Origin of the sequence: Streptomyces sp. NBC_01268, assembly GCF_036240795.1 — a bacterium.
GTDB lineage: Bacteria > Actinomycetota > Actinomycetes > Streptomycetales > Streptomycetaceae > Streptomyces.
This window is the reverse complement of the sequence record NZ_CP108454.1, coordinates 6,877,562-6,898,799: the sequence shown is the minus strand read 5'-3', so window position 1 is coordinate 6,898,799 and position 21,238 is coordinate 6,877,562. Positions and strand designations below refer to the sequence as shown.

The 21,238-nt window shown below is 73.6% G+C and carries 21 protein-coding genes and 1 tRNA gene; 11 read left to right on the top strand and 11 right to left on the bottom strand.

Annotated elements, in window-relative coordinates; translation table 11 throughout:
• Positions 1-56: 56 nt before the first annotated feature.
• On the top strand, positions 57-311 hold the full coding sequence (locus OG309_RS31070; protein ID WP_329428641.1) for a hypothetical protein: 255 nt from the start codon (positions 57-59) through the stop codon (positions 309-311).
• A 140-nt stretch (positions 312-451) separates the two neighbouring features.
• Complete coding sequence (locus tag OG309_RS31065) at positions 452-2,545, top strand: MDR family MFS transporter (RefSeq protein ID WP_329425901.1); 2,094 nt, start codon at positions 452-454, stop codon at positions 2,543-2,545.
• Between the two features lie 33 nt (positions 2,546-2,578).
• Here OG309_RS31065 and OG309_RS31060 read toward each other — a convergent pair whose 3' ends face one another.
• Positions 2,579-3,028: a YchJ family protein gene (locus OG309_RS31060; protein ID WP_329425899.1), complete on the bottom strand. Its 450-nt coding sequence runs from the start codon at positions 3,026-3,028 to the stop codon at positions 2,579-2,581.
• Positions 3,029-3,166: 138 nt separating this feature from the next.
• On the opposite strand from OG309_RS31060, the gene OG309_RS31055 reads away from it, so the two are divergent.
• The 3 genes from OG309_RS31055 (at position 3,167) to OG309_RS31045 (ending at position 8,376) form a co-directional block, all read left to right on the top strand.
• Positions 3,167-4,951: a hydroxysqualene dehydroxylase gene (locus tag OG309_RS31055; RefSeq protein ID WP_329425897.1), complete on the top strand. Its 1,785-nt coding sequence runs from the start codon at positions 3,167-3,169 to the stop codon at positions 4,949-4,951.
• Positions 4,952-5,063: 112 nt separating this feature from the next.
• On the top strand, positions 5,064-6,407 hold the full coding sequence (locus OG309_RS31050; RefSeq protein WP_329425895.1) for a 6-phospho-beta-glucosidase: 1,344 nt from the start codon (positions 5,064-5,066) through the stop codon (positions 6,405-6,407).
• Between the two features lie 58 nt (positions 6,408-6,465).
• The gene (locus OG309_RS31045) at positions 6,466-8,376 is read left to right on the top strand and encodes a M64 family metallopeptidase (protein WP_329425893.1); all 1,911 of its coding nucleotides are present in this window, start codon (positions 6,466-6,468) and stop codon (positions 8,374-8,376) included.
• A gap of 126 nt (positions 8,377-8,502) precedes the next feature.
• Here OG309_RS31045 and OG309_RS31040 read toward each other — a convergent pair whose 3' ends face one another.
• From OG309_RS31040 to OG309_RS31030, 3 genes are all read right to left on the bottom strand, one after another.
• The gene (locus OG309_RS31040; protein WP_329425891.1) at positions 8,503-9,321 is read right to left on the bottom strand and encodes an SAM-dependent methyltransferase; all 819 of its coding nucleotides are present in this window, start codon (positions 9,319-9,321) and stop codon (positions 8,503-8,505) included.
• A gap of 76 nt (positions 9,322-9,397) precedes the next feature.
• Positions 9,398-9,634 (bottom strand): DUF397 domain-containing protein, encoded by a 237-nt coding sequence (locus OG309_RS31035; protein ID WP_015037566.1) that lies wholly within the window; start codon positions 9,632-9,634, stop codon positions 9,398-9,400.
• Positions 9,635-10,498: a helix-turn-helix domain-containing protein gene (locus OG309_RS31030; protein WP_329425889.1), complete on the bottom strand. Its 864-nt coding sequence runs from the start codon at positions 10,496-10,498 to the stop codon at positions 9,635-9,637. It lies immediately after the preceding gene.
• 254 nt (positions 10,499-10,752) lie between these two features.
• Here OG309_RS31030 and OG309_RS31025 point away from each other — a divergent pair, with 254 nt between their 5' ends.
• From OG309_RS31025 to OG309_RS31015, 3 genes are read left to right on the top strand one after another with little or no spacing between them, the layout of a single operon-like run.
• Positions 10,753-11,181 carry an ATP-binding protein gene (locus tag OG309_RS31025; protein WP_329425887.1) on the top strand — a complete coding sequence of 143 codons (429 nt, stop codon included), beginning with the start codon at positions 10,753-10,755 and terminating at the stop codon, positions 11,179-11,181.
• The gene (locus tag OG309_RS31020; RefSeq protein WP_443067603.1) at positions 11,175-11,615 is read left to right on the top strand and encodes a hypothetical protein; all 441 of its coding nucleotides are present in this window, start codon (positions 11,175-11,177) and stop codon (positions 11,613-11,615) included. The genes OG309_RS31025 and OG309_RS31020 overlap by 7 nt, the downstream gene beginning before the upstream one ends.
• Before the next feature lie 39 nt (positions 11,616-11,654).
• On the top strand, positions 11,655-12,371 hold the full coding sequence (locus OG309_RS31015; RefSeq protein ID WP_329425886.1) for a class I SAM-dependent DNA methyltransferase: 717 nt from the start codon (positions 11,655-11,657) through the stop codon (positions 12,369-12,371).
• Positions 12,372-12,442: 71 nt separating this feature from the next.
• Here the strand turns inward: OG309_RS31015 and OG309_RS31010 are convergent.
• Positions 12,443-12,530, bottom strand: a tRNA-Leu gene (locus OG309_RS31010).
• 491 nt (positions 12,531-13,021) lie between these two features.
• Here OG309_RS31010 and OG309_RS31005 point away from each other — a divergent pair.
• Positions 13,022-14,341: a DUF2254 domain-containing protein gene (locus OG309_RS31005; RefSeq protein ID WP_329425885.1), complete on the top strand. Its 1,320-nt coding sequence runs from the start codon at positions 13,022-13,024 to the stop codon at positions 14,339-14,341.
• A 179-nt stretch (positions 14,342-14,520) separates the two neighbouring features.
• On the opposite strand, the gene OG309_RS31000 is transcribed toward OG309_RS31005, so the two are convergent.
• From OG309_RS31000 to OG309_RS30990, 3 genes are all read right to left on the bottom strand, one after another.
• A complete protein-coding gene (locus tag OG309_RS31000; protein ID WP_329425884.1) occupies positions 14,521-15,174 on the bottom strand; it encodes a class F sortase in 654 nt (217 codons plus the stop codon).
• 106 nt (positions 15,175-15,280) lie between these two features.
• Positions 15,281-15,874, bottom strand: a complete 594-nt coding sequence (locus OG309_RS30995) for a hypothetical protein (protein ID WP_329425883.1) — start codon at positions 15,872-15,874, stop codon at positions 15,281-15,283.
• A gap of 179 nt (positions 15,875-16,053) precedes the next feature.
• The gene (locus OG309_RS30990) at positions 16,054-16,998 is read right to left on the bottom strand and encodes a beta-ketoacyl-ACP synthase III (RefSeq protein ID WP_329425881.1); all 945 of its coding nucleotides are present in this window, start codon (positions 16,996-16,998) and stop codon (positions 16,054-16,056) included.
• Positions 16,999-17,180: 182 nt separating this feature from the next.
• On the opposite strand from OG309_RS30990, the gene fdhD reads away from it, so the two are divergent.
• Both fdhD and OG309_RS30980 read left to right on the top strand, forming a co-directional pair.
• Positions 17,181-18,020 carry a formate dehydrogenase accessory sulfurtransferase FdhD gene (fdhD, locus tag OG309_RS30985; protein WP_329425879.1) on the top strand — a complete coding sequence of 280 codons (840 nt, stop codon included), beginning with the start codon at positions 17,181-17,183 and terminating at the stop codon, positions 18,018-18,020.
• A 156-nt stretch (positions 18,021-18,176) separates the two neighbouring features.
• On the top strand, positions 18,177-18,920 hold the full coding sequence (locus OG309_RS30980; RefSeq protein WP_329428637.1) for a dienelactone hydrolase family protein: 744 nt from the start codon (positions 18,177-18,179) through the stop codon (positions 18,918-18,920).
• On the opposite strand, the gene OG309_RS30975 is transcribed toward OG309_RS30980, so the two are convergent.
• Genes OG309_RS30975 through OG309_RS30965 form a run of 3 tightly spaced genes read right to left on the bottom strand, consistent with a single transcriptional unit; the run spans position 18,842 to position 21,217 of the window.
• On the bottom strand, positions 18,842-20,266 hold the full coding sequence (locus OG309_RS30975; RefSeq protein ID WP_329425878.1) for an FAD-dependent oxidoreductase: 1,425 nt from the start codon (positions 20,264-20,266) through the stop codon (positions 18,842-18,844). The genes OG309_RS30980 and OG309_RS30975 overlap by 79 nt on opposite strands.
• Before the next feature lie 49 nt (positions 20,267-20,315).
• On the bottom strand, positions 20,316-20,699 hold the full coding sequence (locus OG309_RS30970; protein WP_329425876.1) for a (2Fe-2S) ferredoxin domain-containing protein: 384 nt from the start codon (positions 20,697-20,699) through the stop codon (positions 20,316-20,318).
• A complete protein-coding gene (locus OG309_RS30965; RefSeq protein ID WP_329425873.1) occupies positions 20,696-21,217 on the bottom strand; it encodes an isochorismatase family protein in 522 nt (173 codons plus the stop codon). The genes OG309_RS30970 and OG309_RS30965 overlap by 4 nt, the downstream gene beginning before the upstream one ends.
• Positions 21,218-21,238 lie beyond the last annotated feature (21 nt).

The window sequence follows — 21,238 nt, the reverse complement described above, 5'->3', positions numbered from 1 at the left end:
GTACGTATGGAGGGGAGAACCTCTCTCGCCCGACAGACCCACAAGGACTGCCCGTGATCGCCTCGCCCTCGCCGCTCGTACCCGTCCCGATCCCCGACAGCGTCGCCGCGCTGATCGGGTCCTGCCTGCCGCTGCACGTCCTGCAGGCCGAGGTCGACGCCGACTGCGCGGCGCGCGAGGTGTACCGCTTCCGGGGGCCGCTGTGCGCGGAGGACCGCGCCGACCGCGAGCACGCGCTGGCCGCGCTCGCCCGGGCCAACAAGGTGCTGGCCAAGCACCACCCGCAGCTGCCGGTGCGGCCGGGGCACTGACCGCCGGGCACTGACCACCGGGGCGCGGCCCCTCCCGGACACCTCCGCGCCGCTCGGCCGTTCGGGGCACGGCCCGGGTGCCGCACCGGTTCGGGTGTACTCCCCATGCGGGACACCGCCGCCGGTGTGAGGCTGCGAGAGTGACCACCACCAGCGAAGCCGCTCCCGCGCCCCGGACCACCGAGCCCCCCGTGCTCGACCGCCGTCGCCGCAACATCGTCTTCGGCACGATCATGCTCGGCGTGCTCCTGGCCGCCCTGGACCAGACCATCGTGGGCACCGCGCTGCCGACGATCGTCTCGGATCTCGGCGGTGCCGCCCACATGTCCTGGGTGGTCACCGCGTACCTGCTGGCCGAGACGGTCGCGACCGTGCTGGTCGGCAAGTTCGGCGATCTCTTCGGCCGCAAGGTGATCTTCCAGATCTCCGCGATCGTCTTCATCACCGGCTCGTTCCTGTGCGGTCTCGCCACCAACATGACGCTGCTGATCGTCTGGCGCGGTCTGCAGGGCATCGGCGCCGGCGGGCTCATGGTCACCTCGATGGCGTTGATCGCCGACGTGATCCCGCTGCGCGAGCGCGGCAAGTACCAGGGCGCCATCGGCGCGGTGTTCGGCGTGTCGACCGTCATCGGGCCGCTCCTCGGCGGCCTGTTCACCGACCACCTCACCTGGCGCTGGGCGTTCTACGTCAACGTGCCGATCGCGATCCTGGTCGTCATCGCCGCCGCCCACACCATCCCCTCCGTGCGCTCCGCGAGCCGCCCGGTCATCGACTACGCGGGCATCGCGCTCGTCGCCGCCGGATCCAGCGCGCTGATCCTGGCGACCAGTTGGGGCGGGAACGAGTACGCCTGGAGCTCGGGCGTCATCATCGGGCTGTTCGCCGGCGGCCTGCTCGCCCTGGGGCTGTTCTGCTGGGTGGAGACCCGCGCGGCCGAACCCATGCTGCCCATGCGGCTCTTCCACAATCCGGTCTTCACCGTGTGCTCGGTGCTCAGCTTCGTCGTCGGTTTCGCGATGCTCGGCGCGATGACCTTCCTGCCGACCTATCTGCAGTACGTCGACGGGGACTCGGCGACGATCTCCGGCATCCGCACGCTCCCCATGGTCATCGGTCTGCTCATCGCCTCGATCTTCAGCGGCAACGTCGTCAGCAAGACCGGCCACTACCGGACCTTCCCCATCGCGGGCTGCCTCGTGATGGGCCTGGGTCTGTACCTGCTGTCCCTGATGGAGCCGGGCACCGACACCTGGCTGGCGTCGCTGTACATGTTCGTCCTCGGCGTCGGCATCGGCCTGTGCATGCAGGTGCTCACCATCGCCGTGCAGAACACCGTCGACTACGCGGACCTGGGCACGGCCACCTCGGGCGTCACCTTCTTCCGCACCCTGGGCAGCTCCTTCGGCACCGCCGTCTTCGGCACCATCTACGCCAACTCCCTCAGGCCCAACCTGACCGAGGGCACCGCCGAGGCCTCGGCGATCGCGGCGAGCCTCGGGCTGGACCCGGCGGCCGTGGCCACGGCCGCGCAGAGCCCGGCGGGCGTGCACGGACTGCCGGACCGGGTGGCGGAGCCGATCGTCCAGGCGTACGCGGACACCCTGCACACCGTCTTCCTGTGGACGGTGCCGGTGGCAGCCGTCGGATTCGTCGTGGCGCTCTTCCTCAAGCAGGTGGCGCTGCGCGACACGGCCCGTGCCTCGGCCCCCGACATGGGCGAGGGTTTCGCCTCCCCCACCGGTTCCGGCGACTCGGCCACGTACCTGGAGCTGTCCGTGGGGCGGATCATCCGCAAGACCGACCTCGACACCGCCCGGCGGATCATCGACACCTCCGACACCCGGCTCGACATCGCCGGCGCGTGGGCGGTCATGCAGGTGGAGCTCTACACCCGGGTGGTCGGCCACGCGAGCCTCGGCCTGGTCTCGGCCGGCCGCCGCGTGCCGCCGGAGGTCCTGCTGCCGGTCTTCGACCGCATGGTCGACGAGGGCTTCCTCACCCGGGACGGCAACCTGCTCTCCCACACCTCCGCCGGGAAGCGCGAGGCGGACGTCATCACCCGGGCGTGGGGCGACTGGCTGAGCGACCGGGTGGAGCAGGAGCGCGGCCGCCCCAGCGGCCCGGAGCTGCGGGCCGCGACGGACGCCATCGCGAAGAAGCTGATCGCGGAGGATCTGGCGCAGGGGCTGCCGCAGCGGGAGCAGGCCCCGGTGGGCGCCCCGGCACGGTGACGTGATCGGGGCGCCCCGGCCGGACCGCCCCGATCAGTCCAGGAACTCCCCGTCCACGTACACCCACGCCCCCTCGTGCCGCTCGAACCGGCTCCGCTCGTGGAGTTCGCCCGCCGTGCCGCCCTGACGGTAGTGGGCCCGGAAGGTGACGGTGCCGTGCTGGTGGAAGGCGGTGCCGTCGCCGGTCTCCTCGACGTCCAGGCCGGTCCAGCGCAGCGCCGGGTCGAAGTCGACGTCCGCGGGGCGGGTCCGCGGGGCCCAGGTGCGCAGCAGGTACGCCTCGTCGCGGGCGACGAAGGCGCTGTAGCGGGAGCGCATGAGCAGCTCCGCGGTGGGCGCGCCGGCCGGTCCGGCGTGGAAGCGCCCGCAGCACGCGCCGTACGGGGCGTCGAGGCCGCAGGGGCAGGGCGCGTCCGGCGTGAGGGCGGGGCGGGCGGGGGCCGCGGGGCGGGCGGGCTTGGTGCGGGCGTTGCGTCGGGACATGCGGTCATTGTCTCGTGCGCGTGCGGGGGCGGGATCGCGCCATGTGCGGAGCGGGTGGCGCACGGTGCTTCCGGTGTCCCGCGGGCGCCCCTATGCTCCTGCGCCGACCGACTGTTACCGGCGGTAAAGGGGTGGGGCATGGAACGCACGGGCACCTCGCGGCGCGGATTCGTCGCGGGCGCGGCCGCGGTCACCGGGGCGGCCGTCGCCGGAGGCGTCGTCGTCGACGCCCGGCCGGCGGTCGCGGCCGAGACGGCGGCGGCGCCGTCGGTCGCCGTCCTCGGCGGCGGGGTCGCGGGCCTGACCGCGGCCCATGAACTCGCCGAACGCGGCTACCGCGTCACCGTCTACGAGCGCCGGGCGCTCGGCGGCAAGGCCCGTTCCATGGACGTGCCGGAGAGCGCGCGCGGCGGGCGCCGGGCGCTCCCCGCCGAGCACGGCTTCCGGTTCATCCCGGGCATCTACCACAACCTCCCCGACACGATGCGGCGCATCCCGTTCCCCGGCAACGCCAACGGCGTCTGGGACAACCTGGTGGCCCCGGCGGAGATGTCCTTCGCCCGGACCGGCCGGGAGGACCTGCGCATCCCGCTGCCCTGGCCCGGCCACCGGCCGGCCGAGCTCACCCTCGACGAGATCCGCCGCGCGCTGACCGCCCTCCTGGACACCGCCCGCTCCATCCCGCTCCACGAGGCGGCGTACTTCGTCGACCGCTTCCTGGTGTTCCTCACCAGCTGCGACGAGCGCCGCGACGACACCTGGGAGCACACGCCCTGGTGGGAGTTCCTGCGCGCCGACCGGATGAGCTACGACTACCAGCGCATCCTCGCCGTCGGGCTGACCCGCAACATCGTGGCGACCAAGGCCGAGGAGGCCAGCACCCGCACGGTCGCCACGCTCCTGGAGGCCTTCGCCTTCAACGCCCTGGGGCGCGGCGCCGACGGTCCCCTCGACCGGATCCTCGACCTGCCCACCAACGAGGCCTGGATCGACCCGTGGGTGACCCACCTGACCGGCCTCGGCGTGGAGTTCCGGGTCGGCTGGACCGTGCGGGAACTCGACTACGACGCCGCGGCCGGGCGGATCGCGGCGGTGGTGACCGAGGACCCGCAGGGGGTCCGCAGGCGGGTGACCGCGGACCACTACGTCAGCGCGATGCCGGTCGAGCACGCCCGGCGGACCTGGAGCGCCGCCCTGCGCGCGGCCGACCCGCAGCTGGCCCGCTGCGACGCGCTGGAGACGGACTGGATGACCGGCATCCAGTTCTATCTGACCGAGAGCGCCCCGCTGCTCGCCGGCCACGCCAACTGCATCGACTCGCCCTGGTCGCTGACCGCCATCCAGCAGGCGCGGCACTGGCCGTCGCGGGCCTTCGCCGCCGACTACGGCGACGGAACGGTCGTCGACTGCCTGTCGGTGGACATCTCCGAGTGGGACCGGCCCGGCATCCTCTACGGCAAGACCGCCAAGCAGTGCACCCGCACGGAGGTCGCCCGGGAGGTGTGGGCCCAGCTGAAGGCCTCGTTCAACGACACGGGCCGCACGGTGCTGAAGGACAGCGCCCTGCACTCCTGGTTCCTGGACCCCGGCGTGGACGGTCTCGGCACCCCGAACCCGACCAACGAGGACCAGCTGCTGATCCACCCGGTCGGCACCTTCCACAACCGGCCGAAGGCGGCGACCAGGATCCCGAACCTGTACCTCGCGGGCGACTACGTGGCCGTGGACATCGACCTGGCCACCATGGAGGGCGCCAACGCCTCCGCGCGCCAGGCCGTCAACGCGCTGCTCGACCGCACGGGCTCGACCGCCGCCCGCTGCACGGTCCTGCCGCTGTTCCGCCCGCCGGAGCTGGAGGGCCTCAAGCGGCACGACCGGCTGCGCTACCGCCTGGGCCTGCGCAACGCCCTCGACCTGGGGTGAGGCGCCCGGCGGCGCCCGGGGGACCCGAGGGGGCGTCCAAGGGCTGGTCACGGAAACGGACGGGCGGGGGCGAATCCCGTGGCCGCCGCATCCGTCCGAGTAGCGTACGCGCATGAAACTGACGATTCTCGGAGGCGGCGGATTCCGGGTGCCGCTCGTGTACGGCGCCCTCCTCGGCGACCACGCCGAGGGCCGGGTCACCCACGTGACCCTGTACGACCTGGACCCGGGGCGGCTGTCGGCGATCGCCCGGGTCCTCGCCGAACAGGGCGAGGGCGTACCGGACGCGCCGGTGGTGACCGCGACGACGGAGCTCGACGAGGCCCTGCGCGGAGCGGACTTCGTCTTCTCCGCGATCCGCGTGGGCGGGCTCGCCGGCCGGGCCGCCGACGAGCGGATCGCGCTGGCCGAGGGGGTGCTCGGCCAGGAGACGGTGGGCGCCGGCGGCATCGCGTACGGGCTGCGGACGTTGCCGGTGGTGACGCACATCGCGCGCCGGGTCGCCGAACTCGCCCCGGACGCCTGGGTCATCAACTTCACCAACCCGGCGGGCATGGTCACCGAGGCGATGTCGCGGATCCTCGGCGACCGGGTGATCGGCATCTGCGACTCCCCCGTGGGCCTCGGCCGCCGGGTGGCGCGGGTGCTCGGCGCGCGCCCGGACGAGGCGTGGATCGACTACGTGGGGCTCAACCACCTGGGCTGGCTGCGGGGGTTGCGGGTCGGTGGGGAGGACCTGCTGCCGCGCCTCTTCGAGGACGACCGGCTGCTCGGCTCCTTCGAGGAGGGCAAGCTCTTCGGCACCGAGTGGCTGCGGTCGCTGGGCGCGGTGCCCAACGAGTACCTGCACTACTACTACTTCAACCGGGAGGCGGTGCGCGCCTACCGGGAGGCCGAGCGGACCCGGGGCGCCTACCTGCTGGACCAGCAGTCCGGCTTCTACGACGAGATGGGCCGGCCGGACGCGCCCGCCCTGCCCGCCTGGCACCGCACCCTCGCCGAGCGCGAGGCGACGTACATGGCGCACAACCGGGAGGCGGCCGGGGTCGGCGAGCGGGACGAGGAGGACCTGGAGTCGGGCGGCTACGAGAAGGTGGCGCTCGCCCTGATGCGGGCCATCGCCCGCAACGAGCGGGCCACGCTGATCCTCAACGTCCGCAACCGGCACACCCTGTCGGTCCTGGACGCCGACGCGGTGATCGAGGTGCCCTGCTTCGTCGACGCGGCCGGCGCCCACCCGGTCTCCGTGGACCCGCTGCCGTACCACGCGGTGGGCCTGGTGACGGCGGTGAAGGCGGTCGAGCGGGAGGTGCTCGCGGCGGCGGAGAGCGGTTCGCGGGCGACGGCGGTGAAGGCCTTCGCCCTGCATCCGCTGGTCGACTCGGTGACGGTGGCCGGGCGGCTGGTCGAGGGCTACACGGCCGAGCACGCGGGCCTTGCGTATCTGCGTCACTGAGCTGGACGGCCGACGAACATCTTTACGAGGTCAGGGGTGCGGCCTAGGCTCGCGCCCCATGACTTCACAGCGACGCAGGGGCGTTCGAAGAGGGGTGGCCCGGCTCGCCGCGGGCTGTCTGCTGGCCGCGGGCCTGGTGGGCACCGGCTCCGTGGCCGGCGGCGGCAGTCCGGCGGCCGCGCAGGGCGCGGCGGCGGGCGGGGCGACGGTCGTGCCGGTGCAGTCCACCGGGCCCGCCGACCGGCGGTTCAACCTGGTGGTCATGGGCGACGGGTACACCGCCGCCGAGCTGCCGAAGTTCCGGGCGGACGTGGAACGGCACCTGAGCACGCTGTGGAGCATCGAGCCGTTCGCCTCGTACCGCTCGTACATCAACGTGTGGGCGGTGGAGGTGCCGTCAAAGGACTCGGGCGTGGACTGCGACCCGGGGCTCGACGCGCCCGCCCGTGACACGGCGCTCGACATGGGCTTCTGGGGCGGCTGCAATCCCGGCAGCGTGCAGCGGCTGCTCACCGTCGACAGCGCGAAGGCCGCCTCGCTCGCCGACCTCGTCCCGGGGACGAGCCGCGCCAACCGGCAGATCGTGGCGCTGGCGAACAGCTCCACCTACGGCGGCGCGGGCGGGAGCTACGCCACCGCGTCCGGCGGCAACGCACTGTCCGCGCTCATCACCCCGCACGAGATCGGGCATTCGCTCGGCGGGCTCCAGGACGAGTACGACTACTACGGGCGCGGGGTGCCCGGCGGCGCGTACACCGACGCCGAGCCGTCCTCCGCGCACCACACCCTCCTGACGGAGCGGCAGATGCGGGACCAGCGGGCCAAGTGGTGGCGCTGGCTCGGCGAGGAGAGCGAGTCGGGCGGGGTCATCGGCCGCCACGAGGGCGGTCTCTACAGCACCAAGGGCGTGTGGCGGCCCAGCCGGCACTCGATGATGAAGACCCTCGGCTACGCCTTCGACCAGGTGGAGCGGGAGGTGATGGTGCGGGCGATCTCCGCGAAGGTGGACCTGGTCCAGGAGCACGCCCCGAACGCGGCGCCGGTCGGCGCCGACCGCACCCTGTGGGTGGACACGCTGCACCCCGTGGGCGGTGAACTGGCCGTCGAATGGCGGCTCGACGGGCGCCCGCTGCGGACCGGCGGCGCCCGCTCCCTGGACCTGCGCGGTCTGGACCTCGCGCCGGGCCGTACGCACGCGCTGACGGCGACGGTCACCGACCCGACGCCGTTCGTCCGGGACCCCGCGGTGCGCGCCTCGGCGGCGCTGACCCGCACCGTCTCCTGGACCGTGGACCCGGCGCTGAGCACGCCGAAGGACACCACGCGGGCCGCCTTCACCGGGCACACGGCGACCGGCGACCCGGTGGGCGCGCGGTCCGTCGTCCACGCGGACACCACCCACCCGGCCCGCCGGATCCCGGCCGTGCGGTGGACCGTCGACGGGCGGACGGTGCCGAACCCGGGCAACGACCGCGATCTGGACCTCGGTGCGCTGCGCCTCTCCCCCGGTACGCACACCGTGACGGCCCGGATCCCCGGCACGGACGAGGAGCTGAGCTGGTCGGTGGACGCGGTCGCCGCCTCCGCCGGGTACGAGCTGTCGCCGCCGCTGCGTACGGTGCGGCGGCCGGGACGGCCCGTCGAGTACGTCTACGACGCCGCGTTCACGATGCGGCTGACGGCGCGGGACGACCGGGCCGGGGCCGTGGTGAGCCAGTTCCGGGTGGACGGCGACGGCTGGTACACGTACTACGGCTGGCCGACCGACGCCTCGGCACCGTTCCGCTTCTCCCCCTCGGGCACGGTGATCGACGACCTGGTCTACGGCAAGCTGGGCCGCAGCCGGGCGGTGCCGTGGGACGACGCGACGCCGGACTACGGCACGCACAGGGTGGAGTACCGCACGGTCGACGCGGCGGGGAACGTCGGCCCGGCGCGCGGCTTCCTGGTGACGCTGGTCGAGAAGTAGGACGGCGGGCCGACAGGCCCGAGGACGCCGAAGGCCCGCCGGATTCCGGCGGGCCTTCGTGCGTGGCGCTTCTCGCCTCGTACGGCGTGCGGCGTGCTTCGTACGGCGGTGCCTCGTGCGGTCCGGTCAGCGCTTGCGACCGACCGCGGCCCAGCCCGGGATGGGGTCGTCGCCCAGGACCTGGACCGGCTCGCCCAGCTCCGGGTGCCACTCGGCGGTGAGCGAGACGCCCGGCTCGACCAGGTCGAGGCCGTCGAAGAAGGCGGCCAGCTCGTCGCGGGAGCGCGGCCGCAGGGTCAGTCCGCGCGCCTTGTACATGGCGGCGGCCTTCGCCGCCCCCTCCGGGTCGAAGTCCCCGGTGACGTGCGACAGGACGAGGTAGCTGCCCGGGGCCAGCTTCTCGACCAGCTTGCCGACCAGGTCGTAGGCGCCGTCCTCGTCGCCCACGAAGTGCAGCAGCGCGAGCATCGACAGGGCGATGGGCTGGTCGAAGTCAAGGACCTTTCCGGCCCTTTCGAGGATCAGTTCGGGGTCGCGGGCGTCCGCCTGGATGTACTCGGTGGCCCCTTCGGGGGTCGAGCGCAGCAGCGCGGCCGCGTGCGCGAGCACGATCGGGTCGTTGTCGCAGTAGACGATCCGGGACTCCGGCGCGGCCGCCTGCGCGATCTGGTGCAGGTTGGGCTCGGTCGGGATCCCGGTGCCGACGTCCAGGTACTGGCGCACGCCGTCGGCGCTGAGCCAGCGGATGGCGCGGTGCATGAAGGCCCGGTTGACGCGGGCCATGTCCCGGCCCCGGGCGTCGACGGTGAGGAGCTGGCGGGCCATCTCCTCGTCGACGGGGTAGTTGTCCTTGCCGCCCAGGAACCAGTCGTACATCCGCGCGGGGTGCGGCTTGCTGGTGTCGATGCGTACGCCGCCTTGTGCGGCTGCGGGGTCCTGGGTCATCGGCTCTCTCCTCGGCGGGTCCAACGGTGGTGCTCACTGCAAGAGTTACGCGACGTGCGGGGTGGGGCGGAAGGGGTCAGGTGAGCAGAAAGTCAGCCTGACCTGATTTGGCCCCCTGGATGAATGCGGCGATCTCCCCGTGGGTGTAGATGAGCGCGGGTCCTTCAGGGTCTGCGGACTGTCGCACGGCGACCCTGCCGTCGGCCAGCTTCATGGCCTCGACGCAGTTGCCCCCGTTCCCGCCGCTCCACGGCTTGTGCCATCCCTCGGCACCGAGCTCAGCGGCGGGCATGCCGTTGTATATGCGATCCATTCACAGCTCCTTGCGGAGGTTCCGCAGAACCTCCTTCGTGCGTTGTGCAGTCGCGGCCTGAGCCGCCATGCGGTCCATGACCTCGAGGTGGGAGGCCACCTCGGGACGCGCGTCGAGATAGACGGCGCCGGTCAGGTACTCGCTGTAGACCATGTCCGGGAGTTCGGGCATGGCGAAGCGGAAGAGGACGAACGGCCCGTAGGTACCGGGGTGGTGGCCGGAGCCGAACTCCGCGATCTGCAGGGTGACGTTCGGCAGCTCGGACGCTTCGAGCAGCCGGTCGAGCTGGTCGCGCATCACCTGTGGCCCGTCACCGACCGGTCGGCGGAAGACCGTCTCGTCCATGATCACCCAGAACTTGGGCGCGTCCTCCCTGGTGAGCAGGGACTGGCGCTCCATGCGGAGGGCTACATGGCGGTCGATCTCCTCGGCATTGCTGCCGCCGACCGCCCCGCTGCGCAGAATGGCGCGGGCGTAGTCCTCGGTCTGCAGCAGACCGGGGACGAACTGGGGCTCGTAGGCCCGGATGAGGCTCGCGGCCCCCTCCAGGCTGACGTACATCGAGAACCAGCCGGGCAGCACGTCGTGGAACCGCTGCCACCAGCCGGGGAGGTTGGCCTCCTCAGCGAGGGCGATGAAGCCCTCGGCCTCGGAGTCCGTGATGCCGTACGCCTTCAGCAGGAGCTGGACGTACGGGATCTTCAGCGCGACTTCGGCCGTCTCCATGCGGCGGATCGTGGCCGGAGCCACCCGGAGGATCTTCGCGGCCTCTTCCCGCTTGAGGCCGGCCCGCTCCCGCAGATCCTGCAGACGCCTGCCGAGTACGACCTGTCCCACCGTGGGGGCGGACCGCGGCTCGCTCACTCTCAAGACCTCCCCGACGCGCTGTTTCGACGAGTGTGCCACGAACACCGCCAGAGAGAACACAGCACTCTGCATTTTTCAGAGTGCCTCTTGCCAAGTGTCGGAGTCAGGAGCACAGTATTCCGGTGAACCAGTACGCACTGCCGCCGTGCGCCGCCGCGGAGGAGTGTGTACGGCACCCTGCCCACAGTTGTGAGGACCCGGTCGTGGCTTCTGGTAACGCGCACTCCTCAGGTCTCATGAGCCCTCGCGTCATGACCCAGCGCCCACGCCCCCACTCCGACGTCCGCAGGTTCGCCTTCGAACTGCCCGCGCGCACCGCCTCCGTCGCCCGCGCCCGGCGCCTCGCCGAGGAGCGGCTCGTCCTGTGGGGCTGCGACCCGGAGATCCGCGACACCGTCGCCCTCGTCGTCTCCGAACTCGTCACCAACGCCATCGTCCACACCGCGAGCGCCCGCGTCGTCTGCGAACTGCGCGAGGGTGAGGAGCGGCTGCGGATAGCCGTGCGCGACGAGGGCGGCCCCGCCGGACCCTGCATCCGCGAGTGCGGCGAGGACGAACGGGGCCGTGGCCTCATCCTCGTCGACGCCCTCTGCGCGGCCTGGGGCGCCGACCGCACCGGACACGGCACCGCGCAGGTGGTCTGGGCGGAGCTCGCGCACGGCATGGCGGAGCCGTGCTGAGGTCCGTGGCGACGCTGCTCGTCCCGCGCGCCCGCAAGAGCCCCGAGAACACCCCCACCCGCACCCCGGTCGGCGTGACCCGCCTCCCGGTCCCCGCCGATCTCCCCGCCACCCTCGGCTGCGACGCCGTCGGCGTCCCCGCCCGCTACGGCTTCCGCATCCTGTCCCGGCTGCCCGCCAAGGGCTGCGTGTACGCGGACAGCAACTGGTGGTGGTGGCTGGTCCCGGCCGGCTCCGACCTCGACCTGACCTGGCCCCTCCCGGCCTGTTACGCCCCCGGCGCCGTGGTCCCCGACCGCCGCCCGCGCCTGATCCACCACCCCGACGGCGGCTCCCCGTACACCCCGCCCATCCCGCTCTACCTGCTGATCTGCCAGCTGACCGGGATCGCCCCCGCCTGGAGCGTCCCGCCACAGGTGCGCAGCACCCTGTGATCCCTGTGCCCGACGGGCGGTGGCCCGTAGGGTCGGGGCATGTTCTCCCCCGAGGGCCCCACCCTCCGTGAGCTGACCGTGCAGGCACTCTCGTCGGTCGAGCACGGCTACGACCGGCTCGCCACGAAGTTCGACACCACCCCGTTCCGCACCCCGGACCGTCTTCTCCGCGCGGTCGCCGACGCCCTGAAGCCGCTCGGCCCCTTCGACACGGGTCTCGACGTCTGCTGCGGCACGGGCGCGGGGCTCTCGGTGCTGCGCTCCGTGTGCGCCGGGCCGGTCACCGGCGTCGACTTCAGCGCCGGCATGCTGGCCGAGGCCCGCGCGGCCCACCCGGAGGCGACCCTGGTCCGCGCCGACGCACTCGCCCTGCCCTTCGGCCCGGTCTTCGACCTCGCGGTCAGCTTCGGCGCCTTCGGCCACTTCCTCCCGGCCGAGCAGGAGACCCTGTTCCGCCGCGTCCACGCGTCCCTGCGCCCCGGCGGCACCCTGGCCTTCCCGCTGCCCGCCCCGCCCCGCGTCGGCTCCGCCCCCTACTGGGCGCTGTGGGGGTTCGACGCGGCGATGCGCGTCCGCAACGCGCTGTGGCGCCCCCCGTTCGTCATGTACTACCGCACCTTCCGCCTCACGGACGTCCACCGCCGCCTGACCGCGGCCGGCTTCCGCGTGGAACTGCTGCCGATGCGCTCCCTGGGCGTACGGGAGGACGGCAGCCCCCGCTGCCGGCTGGTGGTGGCCCGGAAGGACGCCGCCTAGCGGATGCGCGGGGCGCGGAGGGAACCTCGGAAACGCGGAAGGACCCCAGCTTTCGCTGGGGTCCTTCCGTCTGGTGTCCGAGGGGGGACTTGAACCCCCACGCCCGATAAAGGGCACTAGCACCTCAAGCTAGCGCGTCTGCCATTCCGCCACCCGGACCGGGTGTTTGTCGCTCCGGGGCGTTCCCCGCGGCGACATGGATAACTCTACCAGGGGTTCGCGGTGCCTTTCACCAGCGTTTTCCGTGGTCAGTGGGGTGAACCCGCCTTGTTGTCCTTGATCCAGTCCTGGTTGTCCCGCCAGGCGTACAGGGTGTGTCCGTCCACGTACGCGTAGTAGAGACCGCAGCGGGCGGCGGCCTTGCCGGAGGCGTCCTTCGGGAACCAGTCGGGGGTGAGGGCGGGGGTCGGCCGGGGGCGTCGGCCGGGGGGCGTCGGCCGGGGGCGTCGGCCGGGGGCGTCGGCCGGGAGGGAGGTGCAGTAGGCGGGGAGGGCCGCCGAGGGCGAACGCGAGGGTGGTGCGCTGCGCGTGTTCCTTCGCCGGGCGGCCCGGGCCGCGTCCGGTACGCCGGGAGGACCGTTCCGGGTACGACCGGAGGCGCACGGGGCGTCGCCGCTCCCTAGGGGACACCGGCGCCTAATCTGCCCCGGATGAACCAATTCACACCGTCCGTCACGTACCGGCGGCCCCGGATGCTCTCGCCCCTGCGCGAGCACCTGCGGGACACCTTCTGGTTCGCGCCCGTCGCGTCGATGGTCCTGGTCAGCCTGCTGTGGTGGGGCTGCTCCGCGATCGACACGGCGATCGTCGAGACCCTGCAGGACGCCGGCGAGTACGAGGTGGTCGCGGACCTCGCCGGGGTCGCGGAGGACGCGAAGACGATCGTGACGACCATCAGCGCGGCGATGATGACCTTCATCGGTGTCGTCTTCTCGATCTCCCTGGTCGCCGTACAGATGGCGAGCGGGCAGTTCAGCCCCCGGATCGTGCGGATCTTCATCAGGAGCCGCATCACCAAGGCGACCTTCTCCGTCTTCCTCTCCACCTTCCTGCTGTCGCTGCTGGTGCTGACCTCGTACGAGAGCGAGTCGGACCCGAAGCTGATGACGACCGTGCCCTTGGTGCAGTCGATGCTGACGCTCCTGATGGTGGGACTGAGCCTGCTGCTCTTCGTGGCCTACGTGAACCAGACGCTGCGCCTGATGCGGGTGGGCCACGTGGTCGACCGGATCACCGGAGAGGCGTTCCGGGTGATCGAGAAGACCCCGGTGTACGCGGCGGAGGCCCGGGACCTGGGGCGGCCGACCGGCGAACTCGTGCACCGGGGCCGCGCGGGGGTGCTCCGGGACGTGAACGTGGTGCTCCTGGTGGCGGCGGCCCGGCGGCACGGGGTGGTGCTGCGGCTGCTGCCGCGCATCGGCGACTTCGTGGTGCCGGGGACCCCGATCCTGGCCGTGTACGGCGGGACGGTGCCGCGCCGGGTGGCGGGCGCCGTGTCGGTGGGGATCGAGCGGACCTTCCACCAGGACCTGGGCTTCGGGCTGCGGCAGCTCTCGGACATCGCGCTGCGGGCCCTGTCCCCCGCCGTCAACGACCCGACGACGGCCGTGCAGGCCCTGGACCGGATCGTCCAGTTCCTGACGGCACTCGCCAACCGGCCGCTGGGGCCGGTGGAGTTCCGGGACGGGCGGGGCGGCAGCGGGGTGGTCCGGCTCGTCCAGGACGGCCCCGAGTGGACGGACCTGGTGGATCTGGGGTTCGCCGAGATCCGGGGGTGCGCGGCGGACAGCCCGCAGGTGTCGCGGCGGATGCTCGCGGGCCTCGACGACCTGCTCTCCCGGGTGCCCCCGGATCGGACCGAGCCCCTGCTGCGGCACCGCACGCTGCTGGTCCGGCTGGTGGAGCGCACCGTGCCGGAGGCGGCGGACCGGGCGTTCGCCCTGGAGCCGGACCGTCAGGGCATCGGCTGAGCGTCCCGCGGGCGAGGGAGTCCTGTGGGGAGGTGGGAGCCCGACGCCCCCCGACGCCGGCTCCGTGCAGCCAACATCGACGACCCCCGGGCTCAGGTCCAGTCCAACCCGGAAGTCCGTCAGGTCGGCGGGGCGGCTCGGCCGGGCGGGAGCGGGGCTCCGGCGCGTGCCCGGAGGGGTCAGCGGGTGCCGGTGCGGATCTCCGTCAGCCGGGCCGAGACCACCACGTTGCCCTCGTACCCCCCGTCCTGCGCGTACGGCCCGCCGCAGGTGATCAGGCGGAGTTCCGGGCGTCCCGTGGAGCCGTAGACGCGGTCGGCGGGGAAGCCGTCCTTGGGGACGACCTCGATGCCGTACACGGTGAAGACGGCGGTGCGCCCGTCCGCGCGCGCGATCTCGACGCGCCGGCCCTTGGCGAGGGCGCCCAGGTCGTAGAAGACCCCGCGGCCCTCCGGGGTGTCGACGTGCCCGACGACGACGGCCGTGCCGCGTTCACCGGGGGTGACGGCACCGGTGAACCAGCCGGCCGACGCCCGCTCGTCCGGCGGCGGCGCCTCGATCCAGCCGTCGGCGTCCAGGCCCACCTCGGCGACCGGGGCGTCGATGCGGACGGACGCGATCCTGACCCGTACGGGCAGCGAGGCGGCCAGCGGATCGGGGGCGGCCTCGGGGAGGGTGCCGGCGGTGTCCGGGGCTGCGGCCGCCAGGGGCTGCGGGGGTCCGTCGGCCCGCAGTTCGTCCGCGCCGCCCCGCAGGAGGTGCACCCCGATCAGGAGGACGACGGCGACGACGCCCCAGGCACCGCGCCGTCCCGGCCCGTTCGACCCGTGCACCGTCCGCCCTCTCCTCGTACCCCCGCGGGGGTGAATGGCGCCCCTTCGCCCCGGTCCTCGTCACACCGGGGCGAAGGGGCCGTCTCGGGTTCCCCTCGGGCCCGGCTCAGGTGCCGGAGGTGTCGCGACGGCGGATCAGCACGACGGCGGCGCCGAGCGCGCCCACGATGAGCACCGCGCCGGTGACGGCCTCGGTGACCCCGATGCCGGCCGGGCCCTCGGCTCCCGCAGCGGTCCCGAAGCCGGCCTTGACGCCCTTGTGGGCGCCGGTGCTGCCGCCGTTCTCGTGACCGGCGTTCTCGTGACCGGCGTTCTCGTGACCGCCGCCGGAGACGGTGAGCTTGGCGGTGCCGCGCTCGCCCTTGCAGTCGAAGGCGACCTCGTACTCGGCGCCCGTCTTGGCGTCGAGGTCGACGGTCGCGGTGCCCTGGCGGCCCTCGGTCAGGGTGACGGTGTCGAAGACCCCCGACTCCACGGTCACGGAGGGCACCTCGCAGCCGTCGGCCTTGAGGGTGACGGTGCCGCCGGGCGCGACGGTCTGGGGGGTGACGGAGAAGCCGAACGAGGTGATGGGGTGACCCGTGCCGTCGTTCGGACCGTCGCCGTCCTCCGCCAGGGCCGCCGGCGCGGCGAGGGCGAGTGCGGTGGCGGCGAGGGGGGCGGCGAGCAGGGCTGCGGCAGCGACGCGTATCGCACGCATGGCGGATCCTCCAGATCACGCGAGGGGCGGACGCGGAGGGTTCCGCGGACGGGCCGGGGAAAGACCCTCGCCGCGATCGAAGCTAGGCGCGCCCCCGGTGCCCCGCCACCGGGCTCCGCCGAACGGGGCACCGGGGCGGGACGCCCCTCGGCAGGGGCGCCGGCACCGCCGGACGGGCGTCAGGGGATGCGGACGACCAGCCCCGCGTACGAGAGGTTGCCGCCGAAGCCGAAGAGCAGGACCGGCGCGCCGGAGGGCAGCTCGCCGCGCTCGACCAGCTTGGACAGGGCGAGCGGTACGGAGGCGGCGGAGGTGTTGCCGGAGTCGACGACATCGCGGGCGACGACGGCGTTGACGGCGCCGATCTTCGCGGCGAGCGGCTCGACGATCCGCAGGTTGGCCTGGTGGAGCACCACGCCGGCGAGCTCCTCGGGCCGGACACCGGAGCGCTCGCAGGCCTGGCGGGCCAGGGCGGGGAGCTGCTGGGTGGCCCAGCGGTAGACCGACTGGCCCTCCTGGGCGAAGCGCGGCGGGGTGCCCTCGATGCGGACGGCGTGGCCCATCTCCGGGACCGAGCCCCACAGGACCGGGCCGATGGCGCCGGTGTCGGTCTCGGTGGCCTCGACGACCGCCGCGCCGGCGCCGTCGCCGACGAGCACGCAGGTGGTGCGGTCGGTCCAGTCGGTGACGTCGGTCATCTTGTCGGCGCCGATGACCAGGGCGCGGCGGGCGGCACCCGCCCGTACCGCGTGGTCGGCGGTGGCCAGCGCGTGGGTGAAACCGGCGCAGACGACGTTGAGGTCCATGGTGGCGGGCGACGCCATGCCGAGCCGGGCGGCCACCCGGGCGGCCGTGTTCGGCGAGCGGTCGATCGCCGTGGAGGTGGCGACCAGGACCAGGTCGATGTCGGCCGCGGCGAGTCCGGCGGCGGCGAGCGCCTTGCCGCCGGCGTGCGCGGCGAGCTCGTCGACCGGCTCCTCCGGGCCGGCGATGTGCCGGGTGCGGATGCCGACCCGGCTGGTGATCCAGTCGTCGCTGGTGTCGACCAGCGCGGCCAGGTCTTCGTTGGTGAGCACCTTGGCGGGCTGGTAGTGCCCGAGCGCGGCGATTCGAGTGCCCGTCATGCCCGGGACCCCCTCGGTGGTTCGTTCGTCGGCAGGACCACCCAGTCTCGTGAGCGACTGATGGGTAACAGGTGACGTAAACCACCAAGATTCACCCGAAGTGCCTGTCCGACCGTGACAAGAGGAGAATGGGGCGGTCAGGCCTCTCGGGGCTTACGCACGGACGGAATCGAGTGCAGAGCATGGGACGGGTCACCGAGCGACGGCGTGTCGTGCGCATACGGGGCGGGGCGGTGAACGAGCGGCCGGACACCCTGGTGGCGGAGGAGCCGCTGGAGATCCGTCTGAACGGCCGGCCGATCGCCATCACCATGCGCACGCCGGGCGACGACTTCGCGCTCGCGGCGGGTTTCCTGGTCAGCGAGGGGGTGCTCGGCGCCGCCTCCGACGTGCGGAACATCGTGTACTGCGCCGGCGCCAAGGACGACGGCTCCAACACGTACAACGTGGTGGACGTGCAGCTCGCGCCGGGCGTGCCCGTCCCGGACATCACGTTGGAGCGGAACGTCTACACCACCTCCTCCTGCGGCCTGTGCGGCAAGGCCAGCCTGGACGCGGTGCGGACCACGGCGCGCTTCCCCATCGCCGACGCTCCCCCACTGCGGCTCGCCCCGGCCCTGCTCTCCGCGCTGCCCGACCGGCTGCGCGCGGCGCAGCGCGTCTTCGACCGGACCGGCGGCCTGCACGCGGCGGCGCTGTTCTCGGAGGACGGCGAGCTGCTGGACGTACGGGAGGACGTGGGCCGGCACAACGCGGTGGACAAGCTGGTGGGCCGGGCGCTGCGCGAGGGACTGCTGCCGCTGACCCGCGCGGTGCTGCTGGTCTCGGGGCGCGCCTCGTTCGAGCTGGCGCAGAAGGCGGTGATGGCCGGCCTCCCGGTGCTCGCTGCGGTGTCGGCACCGTCCTCGCTGGCCGTGGACCTGGCGGCGGAGACGGGCCTGACGCTGGTGGGCTTCCTGCGCGGGGAGGACATGAACGTGTACGCGGGCGAGCACCGGATCGTGTGGGAGCGGGGGCTGTGACGTCGGCCCTCTGCGGCTGAGTCGCGCCGGGCGGCGGGCCGGCGTGGTGCCGAGTGCCGCCGTGCCGGGGTGGGTTCGGCTGCGAGGGCGCGTTCCGCCCAGGGTGAAGAGCGGTCCGGGCGGGCCGGGCGGCGGCTAGCGTCCGGGGGTATGACCATGACCACGATCACGACGCACACCGTCGCGTACCAGGCCGACGGCCTGACGATGACCGGGCACCTCGCGCTGCCCGCCGGCACCGGTCGCCGGCCCGGGGTCCTGATCGGACCCGAGGGGCTCGGGCTCAGCGAGGTCGAGCGGGGCCGGGCCGAGGCCCTGGCCCGGCTGGGCTACGTGGCGCTGGCCTTCGACCTGCACGGCGGGCGCGTGCTCGACGATCCCGAGGAGATGCTGGCCCGCTGCATGCCGCTGCTCGCGGATCCCGGCCGGATGCGGGAGATCGGCCGCGCGGCCCTCGACGTGCTGTGCGCACAGCCGCGGACCGACCCCGGCCGGATCGCGGCCGTGGGCTACGGCACCGGGGGCGCGATCGCGGTGGAGCTGGGGCGGGACGGGGTCGGGCTGCGGGCCATCGCCACGGTGAACGGGCTGATCACCGGCCGGCCGGGCGAGGCGGCGCGCATCCGCTGCCCGGTGTGGGCGGGGGTCGGATCGCAGGACCCGATCATGCCGCCGGCCCAACGGGAGGCGTTCGCCGCCGAGATGGAGGACGCGGGCGTCGACTGGCGGCTGGTGGTCTACGGCGGGGCCCTGCACGCCTTCCATCACCCGCCGGTCGACGGGCCGGTCCTCCCGGGGGTCGGCCACCACCCGCTGCACGCTCAGCGGGCGTGGCGGGACGTCGTCGCCCTGCTCGACGAGTGCGTGCCCGTGGCGGCGCCGGTCACCGCCTCCCACTGATCGCGGGTCGGGCCGTCGTCGTCCGGCGTGAAGTCCGGGTGGGCGTCCAGCCAGGCGGTGAGGTGCCGTTCGACCTCCTCGGTGCCGTAGGCGTCGGCGGCCGGAAGCAGGAGGTGGCGCACCTGGGCGCGGGCCCGCATGACGACGGGGTCGTCGAAGGCGCAGGCACCCCGGGCGGCGGTCCGCCGGTCGGCGGGGGGCTCGTTCCCGGCGAGGCGGCGTTCGTGGCCGCGGTCGGCCGCCACCTGGGCCTCGAACCACGGGCGGAGGGTCCGTGTCGTCCAGTCGTGGTAGCCGGTGGGGTCGGCGGCGACGGCGTCGGCGTGGGCGGCGAGGTGCTGGGCGGCCTGGAGGCCGAGGGCCACGCCGTGCCCGAGGGTGGGGTTGGTGTGGAGGAGGCTGTCGCCGGCGTTGACCAGGCCGGTGACGACGGGTCCCTCGGCGTCGGCGAGGGAGGTCCAGCGGTTGTCGAGGCCGGCCATCGCCAGGACGGCGGACTGGGGTTCGGGGTCGAGGTCGAGCCAGGCGGCGGTGGCGGGGAAGCGGCGTGCCGCGGCCTCGAAGACTGCGGGGTCGGTGAGCGCGCCGCGGGTGGGGTCGCCCGTGGAGACCACCAGGTGCAGCGCGAAGGTGTCGTTGTCGGAGGGGAAGACGCCGGCGAGGGCGAACGGCGCGGACGAGCCGGTCTTCACCCGCCCGGGGTCGCGCGGGCCGTCGTCGCGCAGCCGGTACCAGCGGCACAGGTAGGCGATGCCGGTGCGGTGGGCCTCGACGACGGGTGACCGGCAGCCGGCCTCCACCAGCCAGGAGGGGACCGGCGAGCGGCGTCCGGAGGCGTCGACGACGAGGTCCGCCTCGTGGGTCTCCTCGCCCGTCCGCACGCCGGTGACGCGGGCGGGGGCACCCGCCTCGACGGTGAGGCCGTGCACCCGCTGTCCGGTCCGGACGTCGACGCCGCGTTCCCGTCGTACGGCCGCCGCGAGGGCGGCCTCCAGCACGATGCGGCGGGTCCGCACGGTCACGAGGTCCTCGTCGCCCGGCCGGTGCGGCGGGCGCGTGTCGAACCAGTCGAAGTCGTGGTACTCCCGGGCGCCGCGGGCCAGCAGGTCCGCGTAGACGTCGGGGGCCTCGGTGAGCAGCACGGTGCGCACGGGCGCGAGGAAGGAGTGGGGCTGGGCGGCCTGGGGGACGCGTGGTCTGGCCCAGTGGTGGAAGTCCTGGTGCGGGTCGTCCCCGGCCTGTCGCGCGTCCTGCTCGAACAGGGTGACCCCATGGCCCCGTCTGCCGAGCATGAGGGCCGTGCCCAGTCCGCTGATTCCTCCGCCGATCACCGCAACCCGCGCCACCGTACTCCTTCGCGTCGTGTTGCGAACGGAGCCTATCGAGCGGCCTGTTCTAGTTCTTGGGCGGGTCGATCATCTGGAGTCGGAGGGTCTCCGGGGGCGGGACGACGCCGGGGCCGCCCGCCGCGGTCCAGGCGAGGACCTCGTCGAGGCAGTCCTGGTCGGCGCTCCAGCCGATCCACGCGGCCCGTCCGCCGCGCCGACGGCCCTCGGTGGAGGGCTGGACGACCAGGACGTTGGCCTGGGCACAGGGGCCGAGGCAGTCGCTGGTGCGGACGACGAGCCGCCCGCCGGAGTCCGCGGCGGCCTCGCGGAGGCGGGCGAGCTGGCCGGCGTGGTCCATGCCGGGGTTCTTGCGGGCGTCGCCGCAGCAGCAGCCGCGGCAGACGACGAGCGAGCAGGGCCGGGCCCCGTAACGTATCGGCGCCCGGGTCACGCGGAGCCGTCCAGGGTGATGGCGGCGGTGGGGGCGACGGTGCCCAGGCGCGGGAAGTCGAGCTGGACGGAGGCGCGGTGTTCGTCGGCGGTGAGGGCGGTCATGGCGTCCTCGGCGAAGACGAGGTCGTAGCCCAGGTCGGCGGCGGCGCGGGCGGTGGACTCGACGCCGAGGTTGGTGGCGATGCCGCCGAACACCAGGGTGGAGACGCCGTGTCCGGAGAGCAGCTCGTGCAGACCGGTGTCGTGGAAGCCGCCGATGGTGCGCTTGACGACCACCTCGTCGTCCGGGTGGACGAGTGCGGCGACGAGCTCGCTGCCGGGCGGCTGGGTGTCGACGCCCGGCCGTTCGACCCGGATGTGGACGACGGGCGCGCCGGCGGCCCGGAAGGCGTGGCCGAGGCGGTCGGCCGCGGCCAGGACGTCGTTTCCGGTGCGGGGGGCGAGGGGCAGCGCGACGATGCGTTCCATCAGGTCGACGAGGACGAGCGCGGTGCGGCCGGGATCGAGTGCGGGCATGGGAGCACCGTAGCGGCCCGG